12 protein-coding genes are annotated in these 15237 nt (G+C 68.9%); 4 read left to right on the plus strand and 8 right to left on the minus strand.

The genetic code is table 11. The features are described from left to right. The 4 genes from HUA76_RS15115 to HUA76_RS15130 form a co-directional block, all read right to left on the minus strand. Positions 1 to 768 carry a MerR family transcriptional regulator gene (locus tag HUA76_RS15115; protein ID WP_174453451.1) on the minus strand — a complete coding sequence of 256 codons (768 nt, stop codon included), beginning with the start codon at positions 766 to 768 and terminating at the stop codon, positions 1 to 3. Between the two features lie 291 nt (positions 769 to 1059). After that, positions 1060 to 1953 (minus strand): hypothetical protein, encoded by an 894-nt coding sequence (locus tag HUA76_RS15120; protein WP_174461277.1) that lies wholly within the window; start codon positions 1951 to 1953, stop codon positions 1060 to 1062. Between the two features lie 153 nt (positions 1954 to 2106). Continuing rightward, the gene (locus HUA76_RS15125; RefSeq protein ID WP_141643904.1) at positions 2107 to 2364 is read right to left on the minus strand and encodes a hypothetical protein; all 258 of its coding nucleotides are present in this window, start codon (positions 2362 to 2364) and stop codon (positions 2107 to 2109) included. A 165-nt stretch (positions 2365 to 2529) separates the two neighbouring features. Continuing rightward, positions 2530 to 5400, minus strand: a complete 2871-nt coding sequence (locus HUA76_RS15130) for a fused MFS/spermidine synthase (RefSeq protein ID WP_174453449.1) — start codon at positions 5398 to 5400, stop codon at positions 2530 to 2532. 45 nt (positions 5401 to 5445) lie between these two features. Between HUA76_RS15130 and HUA76_RS15135 the strand changes: the two genes are divergently transcribed. The 3 genes from HUA76_RS15135 (at position 5446) to mrpC (ending at position 8896) form a co-directional block, all read left to right on the plus strand. Next, on the plus strand, positions 5446 to 6420 hold the full coding sequence (locus HUA76_RS15135) for a sensor histidine kinase KdpD (protein WP_141643902.1): 975 nt from the start codon (positions 5446 to 5448) through the stop codon (positions 6418 to 6420). A 13-nt stretch (positions 6421 to 6433) separates the two neighbouring features. After that, on the plus strand, positions 6434 to 7885 hold the full coding sequence (locus HUA76_RS15140; RefSeq protein ID WP_174453680.1) for a sigma-54 dependent transcriptional regulator: 1452 nt from the start codon (positions 6434 to 6436) through the stop codon (positions 7883 to 7885). 264 nt (positions 7886 to 8149) lie between these two features. Continuing rightward, a complete protein-coding gene (gene mrpC, locus HUA76_RS15145; protein ID WP_015351149.1) occupies positions 8150 to 8896 on the plus strand; it encodes a Crp/Fnr family transcriptional regulator MrpC in 747 nt (248 codons plus the stop codon). A gap of 172 nt (positions 8897 to 9068) precedes the next feature. Here the strand turns inward: mrpC and HUA76_RS15150 are convergent, their stop codons facing one another. Both HUA76_RS15150 and HUA76_RS15155 read right to left on the minus strand, forming a co-directional pair. After that, positions 9069 to 10640 carry an aromatic amino acid hydroxylase gene (locus tag HUA76_RS15150; protein WP_141643901.1) on the minus strand — a complete coding sequence of 524 codons (1572 nt, stop codon included), beginning with the start codon at positions 10638 to 10640 and terminating at the stop codon, positions 9069 to 9071. Between the two features lie 106 nt (positions 10641 to 10746). Continuing rightward, positions 10747 to 11655, minus strand: a complete 909-nt coding sequence (locus HUA76_RS15155) for a LysR family transcriptional regulator (protein WP_141643900.1) — start codon at positions 11653 to 11655, stop codon at positions 10747 to 10749. Positions 11656 to 11946: 291 nt separating this feature from the next. Between HUA76_RS15155 and HUA76_RS15160 the strand changes: the two genes are divergently transcribed. Then, positions 11947 to 13809: a sulfatase-like hydrolase/transferase gene (locus HUA76_RS15160; protein WP_254614248.1), complete on the plus strand. Its 1863-nt coding sequence runs from the start codon at positions 11947 to 11949 to the stop codon at positions 13807 to 13809. Between the two features lie 40 nt (positions 13810 to 13849). Here HUA76_RS15160 and HUA76_RS15165 read toward each other — a convergent pair whose 3' ends face one another. Then, positions 13850 to 14443, minus strand: a complete 594-nt coding sequence (locus HUA76_RS15165) for a hypothetical protein (protein WP_174461279.1) — start codon at positions 14441 to 14443, stop codon at positions 13850 to 13852. Then, entirely contained in the window at positions 14443 to 15222 is a 780-nt protein-coding gene (locus tag HUA76_RS15170; RefSeq protein ID WP_371745471.1) for a metallophosphoesterase, read from the minus strand. The genes HUA76_RS15165 and HUA76_RS15170 overlap by 1 nt, the downstream gene beginning before the upstream one ends. Positions 15223 to 15237 lie beyond the last annotated feature (15 nt).

Below are 15237 nucleotides of genomic sequence, written 5' to 3' on the forward strand. Positions count from 1 at the left end.
TCACGACTCCACGCCGTTGCGTTCCGCGTTGGCCACGAAGGCGTCTCGCAGGTACCGCGAGAGCCCGGGCTTCACGCTGTCGATGTTCTCCGTGAAGCGGGAGTCACTCACGTACATCTCCCCGAGCCCTCGGTGGATGACGTATGAGCACGGGTAGAACCACTTCGAGATGTACTGACGATGCGCCTCCGCGAGCGCCAGCACCTCGGGCTCCGTCGGCGCGCGTCCTGCAGCGAGGTGCTCCGCGAGCGCCTTCATGAGCTGGTCCCCTTCCGCCTTGATGGCGCTCCAGTCCTCCTTCTTGTAGCGCGAGGTCCGCCGGGCCGATTCCTTGTAGGCCTCCGTGTCGCCCCAGCGCTCCTTCACCTCGGCCTCGTACTTCGAGGGGTCGAAGTCCCCAAACGCCTCGAACATCTTCTCGCTGTCCATCGTCTTCCCCTGGTCCAGTGCGTCCAACGCCGCGTCCACGGCGTGGCGGAGTGCGTCCAGCCGCGAGGCCCGCTCGGTCAGCAACTGCCGTTGCATGAGCAAGGCCGCGCGAAGGTCGAAGCGAGGGTCACCCAGGATGCGGCGGATCTCCTCCAGCGGGAAGGCGAGCTCCCGGAAGAAGAGCACCTGCTGCAACCGCTCCAGGTCCGCCTGCGTGTACAGCCGATACCCCGCCTCGCTGCGCCCCGAAGGACACAGCAGGCCAAGCTCGTCGTAGTGATGCAGCGCCCGAACGCTGACCTTCGCCAATCGGGCCACCTGGCTGACCGTCAGAGCCATCTCTTCACCTCGGATGAGATGTCTAAGGCCTCACGTCGCGTGAGGGTCAACCCCCGCCACGTCGAGACGCCACGAATGAAGCGGGCAACCTGTCACGGGCTCCCTCAAATGGGGGCTCGGGCTGCCCTCCGAGCATCATCGGGCGGGTTGGGAGCACGGTCTCCGTGCGAGTCGCGCCCCTCGAATCCTTCATGCAACGCGCCTCGGCACCGGCCGTTGTGGAGTGGACCTTCGGGCCATCCACCGCGAAGTCTCGGGCGTTCATCGCGAGGCAACGAAGCCTCGGGCGCGTCAAGGCGCGTGCGCCACGTCTGGCGGAGCGTCCACGGGAGGACGAAAGACATACATCATCAGCGAGGCCCCCTCCGCCACGCGCACCGTCGCGTCGCGGCGGAGCACCCAGAGCTGGCCCGGCTTCACCGGCCGCTCGTCCGCCGCATTCAGGGAGCCCGAACCCTCCGCCACGTAGACGATGGCGGGCTCTGCGCGCGTGGCCGTCAGGGCATGCTCCCCCTTGGCGAGCACCACGCTGGACATCTTCCCCTCCAGCGCCGGCAACGTCTCCACCGTCACGCCCCCTGCCTGTTCCGCCAGCATGACGAGCGCGCGGGTCGGCGCGTAGGTGAAGGGCTCCGGCCCCTGCGCCAGTCGCGCATCCGTCGGCTCGACGTACAGGTTCCCGTCGAAGCGCGGCGTGGCGAACACGAGGTTGCCCAGCATCTGGTCCTCCGCGCGGTTGAACCACGCGTGGCCGGTGAAGGGCTCGGAGGCAATCAACGCACCGGGATGATGCGTCCCCCGCCGCTCCGCCAGCACCCCCTCCCGCCCCCAGATTTGATGCACCTCCGCCTGCCCCGCGACGATGACGGTGGCCTCATGCGTCCGGCGGTGGATGTGCAGCGGACACGCCTGCCCGCGCCCCATGACGTGCAGATGCACCGTGGCGCTGTCCGAGAAGAAGAAGGTGTCGGAGATGTCCGCCGCGTCGGGGTTCTTCTTCGCCAGCGACTCGAAGACGGCGGGCACGTCGAAGACCTCGACCTCCGGGTCCTCGGGCACCGTCATCGCCCGCTTCACGGCGAACAACACGCCCAGCAAGGACACCGTCAGCACCAGCGACAGCACCCGGTACAGCACCACCCGGCGACGCAGCAGCAAGAGGTCCGCGGAGGTGGGCTCGGTCACGGGGGCATCCTGGACTTCGCGCCGCGCCCCGGCCACCTGCCCTGCCGCCGAGCACGAGCGCACAAAGAAACATGGCGGGGCCCTCGATGAAGAGGACACCCGCCACGTGAGTAGAGGCACCGCCGTGAGGCGACGCATCCAAGACATGAAAGCTTAGTAGGCGTTGTTCTCGCCGAAGCTCTTCATGGTCTTCTTGTTCAGGGCGACGTTGGAGCTCTGGCCGTCGTTGGCGACGTTGGAGTTACCCGCCAGGGCCGCCGCGGAGGCGCCGAACAGCTTGCGAATGTTGTCGCCGAACAGCGTCACAACGCCGATGGCGGCGATCGCGATGAGGGCAACGATGATGATGTACTCGGTCATGCCCTGACCACGAGCCTTGCGGAGCTGGTTCTTCTTCGAGATCGCCTTCATGGGAAGTCTCCTGGGGTTCAGAACGGGAAAGACACCCTGTTACTCGGGGTTGAAAAGCACAGTACGGGAGATCCCACCTGCACCTCCATCCGTCATCGGGAGGATGGGGCCAATCCCCTGTAATTCCCGGCGGATAGCTCTTTTTCTCAGAGACTGGAAGGCCGCTCAGGGGCCAACCGGGGCTGCGACGGGCGTCTTCGAGGGGGCGCACGCCGAGGCGGGGAGAGCATCGCACAGGTTTCGCACGGCGCGTGCGAGCTCCGCGTCAGCGGGGAACTCGGAGGCCACCTGCCGGCCCAGCGCCAGCGCGGGGGCCGCGTCCACGGGGGTCCACACCGTCCGGGTCGCCCAGGCCCGCTCGGCGACGAGCTTCAGGTAGGCGGCGACCAGCTCCGGCTCGCGCCCGCCCTTCGCCACCTCCGGCTCCAGGAGGGAAGCAGCCAGCGTCAAATCCTTCTGGGCCAGGGCGGCCTTGCCCAGCGCCACCGTCGCCTCGCGGCTGTCGGGGGCCACCGAGCGCCACAGCGTGGCCACGCCGCGCACCAGTGGATCATTCGCCGCGTGGTAGCGCTCCATGTTGCGGTACAGCCGCGCGGCCTCCTCGGCCGTGGGCGGGTGCTGGCGCAGGTAGTCCTCCAGGAACAGGCGCGAGCCGCCTTCGGGAGAGCGGCGCTCGTCCTTCACGCGCACGTCGATGTTCGCGACGAAGAAGGCGATGGGCGAGGCGTACTCCAGCAGGTTGTGGTCATCCGTGTTGATGGGGCCCGGGCCCGCGAAGGCCAGCTGCCCGTCCTCGCTGTGCACCTGCTTGGACAGGAGCGCGAAGACGTCCGTCAGCCCCACGCGCCCCATGTCCGCGCGAACCTCCGGCACCGCCATCCGCTGGGCCAGGCGCTCCGCGTCGAAAGCCAGCGGCTTGCGGCTGGCCACGAGCACCAGGTCATGCGGCCCCAGCCACGTCGTGGCATGCGGGAAGGTGTCGCGCAGCGTGCGGACCACCAGCCGGATGAGTTCGTCGTTGCTCTCGTAGGTGTGAATCCACTGCACCAGCACGCCGTCATCCGCGAGGTGGCGATCCACCGTCTGGAAGAAGTCCCGCGTGAAGAGGCCAGACACGCCCGCCACCCACGGGTTGGAGGGCACGCTCACCACCAGGTCGTACTTGCGCTCGGCCAGCGCCATGAACGTCTTCGCGTCGTCGATGTGGACACGCGTGCGGGGGTCATCCACCGCGTTGCGGTTGTCCTCCTTGAACAGGCGCGCGGCGTCGATGACCGCCGGGGCGATCTCCACCATGTCCAGCCGCTCCACCGGATGCGCCAACACGCTGCCCGCGGTAATCGCCGCCCCCGCGCCCACGAGGAGCACGTTCTTGGGCTCGCGTGGGTGCAGCAGCGCGCCCAGGTGTCCGGCAATCACCTGCGTCTCCACGTCGCTGCCGTTGGAGGCGTCAATCTTGCCGTTGAGCTTCATGAAACGCAGGTGGTCCTGCGGGTAGTCGGCCACCATCACCGTGGCGAAGGTGTCGTCGCGGTAGAAGATGGGGTGGATGTTCTTCTCCGTCTCCTCCACCAGCTTCGCGTAGCTCTCGGGGGGCTTCTGGTGGGAGCGGATGGAGGCGATGCCCGACAGCCGGACGGACCAGCCGCTCATGCCGCCCAGCACCACCGCCGCCAGCAGGGCCACGGCGCCCACCGGCCACAGCGCGCGCACGGGGCTTGAGGGACGGCCCGGCAGCGCGTGGAAGGCCAGCGCGGCGGCGGCGAGGTTCGCCACCACGCCCGCCACGAAGTTGCCCTCCATGCCCCACCACGGCATCAGCACCAGGCCGCCCAGCGCGGAGCCCGTAATCGTGCCCACCGTGTTCCACAGGTACACGCCGCCCAGCTCACGGCCGACCTCGGACACCTTCGCCGTGGCCACGCGCGCCGCCGCCGGGAAGGCCGCGCCCATGAAGAAAGTGGGCACCAGCAGGACGAGGCAGCAGAAGCCAAACGTCAACAACTGGAACAATGGCCAGGTGTCCACCGAGCGCGTCATCATCCACTGCGCCGAGCGGAACAGGTGCGGCAGCCGCACGTACAGCGGCAGGGCCACGCAGAGGCTGGCCACCAGCGCCACCTGCATCTGCCCGTACAGCTTCAGCGGGTCCGACTTCTGAGCGCGCGTCATCAGCCAGAAGCTGCCCAGGCCGATGCCCAGGATGAACGCGGTGAGGATGAGCGTGAAGGCGTACGTGGACGCGCCCAGGACGATGGACAAGAGCCGGATCCACGTCACCTGGTACAGCATGGACGTGAAGCCCGACAGCGCCACGCCCACCAGCGCCGCTCGCACCGCCACGCGGGGATAGGCCAGGTTCGCCGTGCTCTCGGACACCGGCGCGGCCTGTCCCGGCGCCAGGGCGGGAGGATGCCTGCGCGCGAGCAGCAGCGCCGCGACGGCCAGGAGCAGGTTGAGCCCCGCGGCCAGCTTCGCGGAAGCGGACAGGCCCAGCACCGGCACCAGCTTCGTTCCCGCGATGAAGACGCCCAGCGCCGCGCCCAGGCTGTTGACGGCGTACAGCCGCGCCAGCTCCCGCTGCACCCCGGAGAGGCTGTCCGCGAAGTGCCGCACCAGCGCCGGCAACGTGCCGCCCATCAGCAGCGTGGGAACCACCAGCGACACCGCCGCCACCAGCAGCCGGGGCCCCACCCGCCACCCATCCGGCACGCCGGGCGCGACCGCCAGCCACAGGGCACCCAGGGCATCCAGCACGTACGGGAAGGCCAGCGCGTACAGCGCCACGCCCAACTCGAGCACTCCGTACAAGGCCAGCGGGCTCTTCACCCGGTCCGCTGTCCTCCCGAAGACAGATGCACCGAGCGCCAGGCCGCCCATGAAGGTGGCGAGCACCACCGCGTGCGCCTGCCCACTGTTGCCCAGGACGTTCCCGAGATACTTGGACCAGACCAACTCGTAGACCAGCGCCGTACCTCCTGAAAGGAAGAGGAGGGCCGACACAAGGTTCTTCGGGAAACGCGCGATGAGGGACATAAGGGGACAGCGCGGAACCTTACTCGTTATGTTCGGGACCCACCAATGAACGCCCACCTCCTGCAAGCCGCATTGCTCGCCTGGTCTCCAGGCCTGCGGGTGACCCGCGCGCAGGGTGACTGCGCCGCCGTGCTCCGCCGCCCCGTCGAGGAGCTGCTCGACCGTCCTCTCCACCAGGTCCTCGGTGTCTCCGCCGAGCGCGCCCGCGAGCTGGACGCACGGGCCCGCGAAGACCGCCGCGCCGTGGAGTTCATCTCCTCGGCGCTGGGGAACGAGGACGCCACGCCCCTGCGGCTGACGCTCGGCCTGGACGAAGGCGAGGCCGGAGCGTGCGCCCAGGACCTCAACGTCCTGTTGGAAGGCGCCCCGCCCGTGCAGATCTCCCGGCTGTCGAGCTCCCTCAGCCACGAGATTCGCAACCCCCTGTCCTCCGTGAAGATGGCGGTGCAGACGCTGGCCCGGAACACGGGCCTGTCGGACCGGGACAGGCGGCGGCTGACCATCGCCAACCGCGAGATTCGCACCATGGAGCGCATGCTCTGGCTCCTGTCCGAGTATGGCCGCGACACCACGCCCAACCTGGACGCGCACGTGCTGCGCTCGGTGATTCAAGAGGCCACGGGCATGGTGGCGCCCGAACTGGCCGAGCGCCGCATCGAGGTGCGCGTGGACGAGGAGGCGGAGCTGCCTCGCGTGCGCGTGGACCCCAACCGCCTGCGGCCGGTGCTGGCCCAGGTGCTGCTCAACGTGGCCATGGGTCGACCCGAGGACAGTCCGGTGGAGGTGGCCCTTCGCCGGGGCCCGCCGGGCCGCGTGCTGATGGTACTCAAGGACCCCGCCGCCGCTCTGCCTCCGGAGGAGAACGGCACCCTCTTCGAGCCCTTCGGCTCGAGGCTGGCGCGCGGCGCGGGACTGTCACTCGCCGCGCTGCGCCGGGTGATGATGGGACAAGGAGGGGACGTCGCCGCCGAAGGCAGCGCCGAGCCCGGCATGGTCTTCACGCTCACATTCGCCACCTGAGAAGGAAGCCATGATGGAGACCCTTCTCATCGTCGATGACGACGTGTCGCTCCTCGAGACGTTGAAGATGCACTTCGAGGAGATCGAACACGACGGCCAGCCACGCTACCAGGTGGCCACCGCCACCAGCGCCGCGGCGGGGCTGCGCGCGGCGCAGGACTCCATGCCCAGCGTGGTCATCCTCGACATGATGCTGCCGGACCGCACCGGTCTGGAGATCATCGAGGAGATGAAGGGGCTGTGCGGCGACGCGCGCATCATCCTCGTCACCGCCTACCACGACATGGAGACCACCATCCGGGCGATGAAGGCGGGGGCCTTCGACTACATCCACAAGCCCTTCCCGGACCCGGCCGCGTTGGACCTCGTCGTCGAGCGCGCGCTGGAGTACCGCCAGCTGTCACGCCGTGCGGACGAGGTGAACCGGGAGAATGCCGCGGTGCGCCTGGGCGACATCGTCGGCACCAGCCCCTCCATGCAGCAGCTGGTGAAGGAGATTGGCAAGGTGACGGGCAGCCACGCCACCGTGCTGATTACGGGAGAGAGTGGCACCGGCAAGGAGCTCATCGCCCGCGTCATCCACAACTACTCGTACGACGAGCCCCGGCCCTTCATCGGCATCAACTGCTCGGCCATCGTCGACACGCTGCTGGAGAGCGAGCTGTTCGGCCACGAGAAGGGCGCCTTCACCGGCGCGACGGCGGGCAAGCCCGGCAAGTTCGAGCTGGCCGAGGAAGGCACCGTCTTCCTCGACGAGATTGGCGACATGTCGATGATGCTCCAGGCCAAGCTCTTGCGCGTGCTCCAGGAGCGCGAGTTCGAGCGCGTGGGCGGCGTCAAGCGCATCAAGCTGCGCGCCCGCGTCATCGCCGCCACCCACCGCAACCTCGCCGAGGAGGTGGAGAACCTCCGCTTCCGCGAGGACCTCTACCAGCGCCTCAAGGTGATTACCCTCCTGATTCCCCCGCTGCGCGAGCGGCGCGAGGACATCCAGTTGCTCGTCAAGCACCTGCTCGAGCGCATCAACGAGAAGGTGCACAAGCGCGTCACCCGCGTGCCCACCGAAGTCATGGAGCGCCTGACGCGCCTGCCCTGGCGGGGCAACGTGCGCGAGCTGGAGAACGTGCTCACCCGCGCCGTGGTGCTCGCGCCGGGCGATGTGTTGCGCGGGGATGACCTGCCCACGCTGGACATCCCGCCCTCCCCGGAGTCGGGCCGCGTCGCCAGCAATACCCTCATGTTCACCGCCCCCGCGGTGGATGACGCCAGCCTCATCCCCACGCTCGAGGAAGCTGAACGGATGCTCATCGCCCGTGCCATGGCCGTCACAAAGGGGCACAAGGGTCGCACCTGCCAGATTCTTAAAATCAGTCGCCCCACCCTCGAGCGCAAACTGCAGAAGTACAATCTTTCACAGGGACAGAACCCTCTAGGGCACGGGTTCACCGTGAAAGACGACCCCTGAACACTGTCCGGGCCACGACAAAGGGCCCCACCCTTTGAACGTTTCGTTCAACATGATCAGACTGTTTGAACGTTCTGTTTCAGGTTTCGGACACAGACAGGTGGGTGCTACGGACCTCTAGCGCTAAGTACCCGGCATTCCTGGATGTGTTCCTTCCGGAGCACTTCATTCCCCAGTGGCACGTTCCTTGGAAAAGGTAAGCCCCGTTGCCGCTGAAGCAGGCGGCCGGTCCTACCCCCGATTGCTTTCCACGGAGTGAATGCCATGCACGGTTTCAATCGCCCCCTCGGCCCTATCGGTTCCAACGTCGTGGCGCCGCTCCAGGCAACCAGCTCCGGGATGATGGTCACCGCGAACAAGCTTGTTCCGGGGCAGGAGGCCATCGACTTCAAGGGCTACTTCAAGGTCGAGTCCTTCCCGCACAACTCGACCATCTACCGTCCTGGCGACAACACGGACCGCGTCTATCTGCTCAAGTCCGGCCGCGTCCGGCTGATGCGCATCGGGAAGAATGGCACCCGCTCGGTGGTGTCCATCCTCCGCCCCGGCGACTTGTTCGGCGAGCTGTTCCGCCCCGAGGGGACGCCGATTGAAGAGATGGCCATCGCCGCGGGCGAGGCCGAGGTGTGGAGCATCGAGGGCCGCGACTTCCGCGCGCAGCTCGAGGCCCGGCCGGCGCTGGCAGTGGACGTGGTGCGCGCCTACGCCGAGCGCGTGCGTGCCCTGCGCAAGCGCGTGCTGGGGCTGACCTTCAAGGAAGTTCCCGCGCGGCTGGCGGACACCCTGCTGACGCTGGTGGAGGCGCACGGTGAGCGCTGCCCCCACGGCGGGGAGACGGACCTGCGCGGAATCACGCAGCAGGACCTGGCGGACCTGGTGGGCGCGTCGCGCTCGTTCGTGTCCACGCTCATCAACGAGATGAAGCGCGAGGGCGTGCTCGGCAATGTCGGCCGCATCCTCTGCGTGAGGGACCAGAAGGCGCTGCGGAAGATTGCCTCCAAGGAGAAGTGAGCACGGCGGTCCCCCGCGGATGTCGCGGGAGCACTGACGTCAACGACGGGCCTGACCACGTGACTTCTACGTGGTCGGGCCCGCGTCGTTTTCATGGGTGACGGCAAGCAAGGAGCGGCCACGCGGGGAGGCGCGGCGCTCGATGGAACGATTCACTCCCCGGGACGCGACCTCAGGCCCGGGCCTTCAGCTCGTCGACCTCGGCGCGCAGCAGCCAGTCGTCCTGGAAGTCCGTCGCGGCAGCGGCGATCTGAGCCAGACGCTCCGGCTTCGCCTTCCCCGAATCGCGCAGGCCGCGCACCTCCCGGTAGAGCGCCGCGAGCGACGGGTGCAGGGCCAGCGCCTTGCGCTCGCGCGCCTTCGACTCGCCGTCACCTTCCGCGAACGCCCCCAGCTCGCCGAACCACCGGTCCCACGTCTCCGGGTCCGCCGGCCCACCCGCCACCGAGGGCAGGTGCGTGGTGACGAAGAGCTTCGTCACCGCGGGCACGTCCAGCGCGCGGCCCGCGAGCCGAGCCCGCAGCGCCAGCACCTCGCCTCCGCCCGCCGCGAAGCCCTCCAGCTCCAGCCCGCTGGCCAGTGACAACTTGAACGTTCCACGCTCCGGGAGGCTGCCCGCACCGAAGGCCACCAGCGCCGGACCGTTCCACGGCCGACTCCCGTCCCCCTTGCCACCGCGCGAGGTGAGGACCGGACCCTCCATCCGCACCAGCGCGGTGGTGAGCCCCGGGGCCACCTCGGCGGGCGCGGCCACCGTTTCCAGGACGCGCCCCGTCACCTCGCGGCCATCCGCCAGCACCAGGTGATTCACCGTGCGCGCCTGCCGGGCCACCTCCAGCCCGAAGTCGCCGCCGCGCTTCCACGCCAGCGTGGACTCGAACTCCGACAGCACCTCGAACAGGTGCTCGAAGTCCCGCGCCACGAAGAGCTGCGGCTGCATCCGGGTGATATCGAAGTCCATGTCCGCGCACGCCACGCCGAGCGGCAGCTTCCGCACGGCCGGCGTCAGACAGAGTGCCGCCTCGCCAATACTCGACAGCAGCCCCGCGCCGTAGATGCGCGGCGACTCCAGGCCCCCGACGAGGCCGTACTCCGCGGTCCACCAGTACAGCCGCGTCGCCCGCGTGCTCTCACTCACGTACCGACGGCTGGCGCTCGCCGCCTCCAGTCGCGCCTCCGAGTGAGCGACCTCTTCCGGGCTCGCGTCCGGGTCTTCCTTCACCACCGACAGGTTGCGGATGGCCTCGAAGACGGCCTGGTCCTCCACGCTCGCGATGGACTTGAAGCCCACGAGGCCGCACGCCTTCAGGTACTCCGCGTACCGCCGATTGGCGATGATGGGCGCGTGCCCCGCGCTCTCATGGACGATGTCCGGCGCGGGCGTGTACTCGATGTGCTCGTGCGTGCGGATGTCCGAGGCGATGGCCAGAACTCCCATCGACTGGAGTTCCGTGAAGACCGCCGGCGGAATGAAGCCGCGCACGCCCACGCACGCCCAGCCCAGCCGCGACAGCCGCTCGTTCATCTCGTCCAGGCTGGGGATGGACTCCAGGTTGATGCCCGTCGCCGACAGCCCCTCCAGATAGACGGAGTGCGCCCGCTCCCCGAGGTGCCCGCGCAGCTTGCCCAGGATGTGCCGCCAGACGGCGTGATCTCTCGGCGTATACGCGTCGTAGTCCTGGCTCACCACGTAGCGCCGCAGATGCGCGGGCAGGCGGGATATCGTCAGTTCCGTTGGCGTCATATCCGGGCACTCCTGGTGAAAACTTTCGGCCCAGAGAAGATACAGGCGCAGGAGGCTCCGGAAAACCGGCAGAATTCGACGTCTTCGTCGATTTAACGACGAGCACTCATACGCGCTGACGCAGTCCGTCGAGGACGGTGGAGGCACCGGGACTGAGCGCGCCGGAGGGCCAGAGGGCCACGACTTCCACGGCCTGGGGCTCGTCCTCCTTGAGGGGCCAGGCGTGCATGTCTGGGGGGAAGGGGTGCATCGGCCGCAGGTCGGGCGTAATCGCGCAGGCGCTGAAGGCGCGCAGCAGTTCGTAGAGCAGAAGGAAGCTTTCGACTCGGGCCACCTCGGCCACCTTGACCCCATGGGCGGCGAAGCGCGCGCTGTTGGCGCCGCCGTAGGGGTCGTCTCGCAGCCAGTCCACGAAGGGCTGTCCGTCCAGGTCCTTCACGTGCAGCGTCCGCCGGGACGAGGCCATGCTCGCCAGCGCGTTCCCCGGGCCGGCGAGCACGACGAACGACATGCGCAGCAGGGACTCCGACTCCACGCCTTCGTGGGGCGGCAGCGGGGTGAAGTCCAGTGCCAGGTCCAGCTGGCGCGTCTGCACCTGCCGCGTCAATTCGTGCGGTCCGCCGAAGCTGAGCACCAGCTTGAGTCCGGTGGCGGCGGCGTCGCGGGCGACCTTCCCGAGCAAGGAGATGGACAGGGTGGGATTGAGGCCCAGGCGCACCACGGGCTCCGCGCTGGCCAGGTCGCGCAGCCGCTTCATGTCGAGTTGGTGCAGGGGCGTCTGGGTGCCAGCGAAGAGGCGCTCTCCTCGAGCGGTGAGCTGGAGACGTCGGCCGGGTCCGCGCTCCAGCAGCGTGGCGCCCTCCGCCAGCGCCATCTCCAGCGCGCGGATGTGCTCGCTCACCACCGAGCGGGCCACGCCCAGGTGCTCGGCGGCGGATTCAATGCTGCCCGCCTCCACCGCCGCGGTGAAGGACTCCAGCCAGACGAGGTGTCGCACGAGCTTGCGTGGCGGCATGCTCCCATCCTGGCACCGCCGAGCCATCGGACACGAGACATGAGGTGCGGCTCCACCCGGCACCTCGTGCACGTGGCGCTTCACCTCCGCTCCCGGCACCGCTAAGCCGCCGGACACGAGACATGTGAGGCTCTATCCGACGCGTCGCGTGAGTGGGCGTGCATCCACTGCGAGGGGGCGGCCGGGCGTTCCTGTCTTCCTTGAACATCAGCCTGCGGCGGGCTAGCAGGAGGCGCGATGTCTCGGATGCCTCCCGCCACTGTCACTCCCGCCGAGAGGCTCCGCCCGCGGTTGGCCGACGCCCTGCCTTTGCTCGGCCCCGCGCTGCTCTGGTGCACGCTGCATGGGCTGCTCGCGCTGCTCTTCTTCGGTGCCCCCCTGCTCGACTCCGTGGGGAGGCTGGCCAGCTCCTTGCGTCCCGTGCTGCTGGTGGGCGGCATCGTCCAGGCGCTGTTCCTGGGGCTGCTCACCTTCGTGGCCACGCTGCCCCTGATACTGCTCGGGCGGCGCTATGCGCTGGCCCTGCCGGTGATGGTGGCGCTGGGCGTGGCCCTGCTCGGCGTGGACGCGCTCGTCCTGTCCTCGCTGGGCTTCCACATCAACGGGCTGGTGCTCGCGGTGGCCATGCAGCCGCGCGCGCTCGCGGAGACGGGGCTTGCTCCCCATGAGCTGGCGCTCCTGGGCGCGGCGACACTGGGCGTCCTCGCGCTCGATGTCTGGGCGGGCGTCCACTTCCTGCGGCGAGTCCCCCGTCCGCGCCACGTTGCCCGGCTCATCGCCATCCTCGTCCTCGTCACCGCGGTGGAGCGACTGACGAGCGCGTGGCTCGTCTTCGCCCATGGTGGCGCCGTGCTGCACGCGGCCACCACCCTGCCCCTGCAACCCCCCGTGCGCATGAACACCCTGCTCACGCGGCTGACGGACAGGCCCCCCGCGTCTGGACTGCGGCTGGGCGTGAGCCCCGAGGCCGGCGTCCCCGCGTCGACCATCGACCCCGCCTCGGTGCGCTTCACGCGCCGGCCCGACATCGTCCTCATCCTCGTGGAGAGTCTGCGCGACGACTTCTTCCGCCCGGACGTCATGCCCCACCTCTGGCGCAGGGCGGAGCACGGCACGCGCTTCCTCCATCACCACAGCGCGGCGAGCTCCACGGACTACTCGCTCTTCAGCCTCTTCTTCGGACTGGAAGCACAGCGCCGCGACGCGGTGGTCGGCGCCGGGCGCTCGCCCCTGCTCTTCCCGGCGCTCCGGGAGAATGGCTATCGCCAGGCCTTCTTCGCCGCGTCCTCCGTGGACTGGATGGGCCTCAAGGACACCGTGTTCCGCGACGTGCACGGCGGCCTGCGCACGGACTACGAGGGCCGCAGCCACCTGCGAGACACCGCCATGGTGAAGGACGCGCTGGACATGGCGCGCACGACGCCCAAGGACACGCCGCTCTTCACCTTCGTGTTCTTCGCGGGCACGCACTTCGACTACGACTACCCGCCGCGCTCGGCGGTGTTCACCCCCGCCTGGGACGGCAAGGGAGGCCTGGCCACCGCGCGAGTCCCCGCCGAGCACCTCAAGGCCCGCGCCTGGAACTCCGCCTACGAGGTGGACACCAAGGTGGAAGAGCTCTTGAGCCAGTGGGAGGCCACACGCGGAACGCGTCCCCTGGTCATCTTCACTGGCGACCATGGCGAGGAGTTCCGCGAGCACGGCCGGGTCGGCCACGCCAGCGACGTCACCGAGCTGCAGCTCCATGTCCCCATGCTCGTCTTCGACGAGAAGCTTCCGACTGGGCAGGTCGAGGCCGTCACCGGCCACATCGACCTGGTGCCCACCCTGTTCGACCTGCTGGGTGACACCCACTCACCGGAGCAACTCGGTGACGGGATTCCCATGAGCCGCCCAGACCCTCGGCGCTACCTGCTCACCACCATTGGCTGGGAGGCGCGCTATGCGCTCATCGGCCGGGACTTGAAGGTGCGCTTCGGCGCGGGACTCCCCGGCACGGAGCTCAGCGACCTGTGGGACCGCCCCCTTCCGGACGCCCAGGAGCGCTTCGCCGCAGAAGCCCCGCGCATCCTGCGTCGACTCCGGGGCGGTGGCGCGCAGACCGAGGCCGAGCCGCCCTCACCTCCCGCCACGGCGACGCAGCCTCCGCGCTGAAGGCCGCCTCCACGGGGGCCGCCGCTTCACACCGCGCGCTTCAGAAGCGGACCCGCGCCCCGAGCGCGAGCGTGAACAGGCCCGTCTTCACGGTGCTCGGGTTCTGGAGGAACTGGACGATGCGGTAGTCCGTCGCCACCAGTTCGTAGTACCCCTCCAGGTGCCTCAGGCCCAGCGACGGCACGGGCCGGCCCGCGCTCCCGCCCAGCAACAGCGCGGGCCGCAGCGCCGTCTTGAACCAGTAGTAGCCGGAGACATAGCGGTCCGGCAGCGTGAGGAAGTAGTCGTCGCCAAAGGTGTAGCTGAAGGCCGCGCCCACGGTGAACGGACGAAAGCTCCACTCGCGGTGGGTGACGTGGAACGGATGCCACTGGCCCTTGAGCGTCAGGGTGACGAAGTCCGCCCCCGCCACCGCCCGAGGCGCCCAGCCCACCAGCACCTCCAGCTCCAACTGCTCGTCCAGGAAGGCCCAACCTGGCCCCGCGGCCAACATGCCAATCGAGCCGGCGAACTGGAGCGCCGCGTGGTCCGGCACGTACCACGGCGCCCCCGCCTCCCTCGGCGCCGCGCGCACGGGATGCGCCGCGAGCAGCATCGACGCCAGCAGTCCACCCACGAGCCAGGTGCGCGCCATCAGAAGAAGACCTGCTCCACAGCCACGGACTCGCCCTCGACGGTGACGAGCAGGTAGCTGTGAAGCTCTATCGAGTCCGCGATGAAGTAGCGCACGCCCCGCCGCGCATCAGTGCTGAAGCGGTGGGTGTGGCCGTGAAAGGAAACCGTGACTCCGTGCTCCGCCTGGAGCTGCTCCAGCGGCTCTGTCAGCGATGCATCGAAGTCCGCATGCCCAGGTGGCACATGCGAGAAGGTGAACAGGTGCGCGCTACCCGGCGCTTCGCCCAGTGCCGAGCGCAGTTGCTCCAGGTCCGGCACGTTGCCCGGGAACCCGTACTCGCGGGAGTTGGAGTCGAAGAGGACGAACCGGCTCCCCCCATGCTCGAAGGCCAGGAACGTCGGCCCGAAGCGGTGGAGGTAGAGCTCCCGCCCCTTGCCGAGCAGGTCATGGTTGCCGATGACCGCCAGCGCGGGCACTGACGCGTCCTCGAGCAGCCCCGCCACCCAGTCGTACTCCTGGGCGGAGCTGAACTCCGTCAGGTCCCCCATCTGCACGACGAAGTCGACATCGCGCCGCGCCAGGTCCTTCACGGCGTCGACGGAATCGTCCTGGTAGACGCCGATGTCTCCCAGCACCGCGAAGCGGAAGGACCCGCCGCTGACGTTCCGCTGGAGCCGCTCGAGCGCCCGGGCATTCGTGTCCCGCACGCCCCCTCGAATCTCATAGGGGTGCAGCTCGAAGACGTCGCAGCTGACGCAAAGCAACAGCAGCAGCAGACATGGGACCCAGGACCTCACGGTCGTCCGAGGTAA

Source organism: Myxococcus sp. CA056 (genome assembly GCF_013336715.1).
Lineage (GTDB): Bacteria > Myxococcota > Myxococcia > Myxococcales > Myxococcaceae > Myxococcus > Myxococcus llanfairpwllgwyngyllgogerychwyrndrobwllllantysiliogogogochensis.

Excerpts from the sequence above, each read along its gene's own strand:
- HUA76_RS15115 (WP_174453451.1), bottom strand. The coding sequence starts at position 768 with ATGGCTCTGACGGTCAGCCAGGTGGCCCGATTGGCGAAGGTCAGCGTT.
- HUA76_RS15125 (WP_141643904.1), bottom strand. The coding sequence starts at position 2,364 with ATGAAGGCGATCTCGAAGAAGAACCAGCTCCGCAAGGCTCGTGGTCAG.
- HUA76_RS15130 (WP_174453449.1), bottom strand. The coding sequence starts at position 5,400 with ATGTCCCTCATCGCGCGTTTCCCGAAGAACCTTGTGTCGGCCCTCCTC.
- HUA76_RS15135 (WP_141643902.1), top strand. The coding sequence starts at position 5,446 with ATGAACGCCCACCTCCTGCAAGCCGCATTGCTCGCCTGGTCTCCAGGC.
- HUA76_RS15140 (WP_174453680.1), top strand. The coding sequence starts at position 6,434 with ATGGAGACCCTTCTCATCGTCGATGACGACGTGTCGCTCCTCGAGACG.
- mrpC (WP_015351149.1), top strand. The coding sequence starts at position 8,150 with ATGCACGGTTTCAATCGCCCCCTCGGCCCTATCGGTTCCAACGTCGTG.
- HUA76_RS15150 (WP_141643901.1), bottom strand. The coding sequence starts at position 10,640 with ATGACGCCAACGGAACTGACGATATCCCGCCTGCCCGCGCATCTGCGG.
- HUA76_RS15155 (WP_141643900.1), bottom strand. The coding sequence starts at position 11,655 with ATGCCGCCACGCAAGCTCGTGCGACACCTCGTCTGGCTGGAGTCCTTC.
- HUA76_RS15165 (WP_174461279.1), bottom strand. The coding sequence starts at position 14,443 with ATGGCGCGCACCTGGCTCGTGGGTGGACTGCTGGCGTCGATGCTGCTC.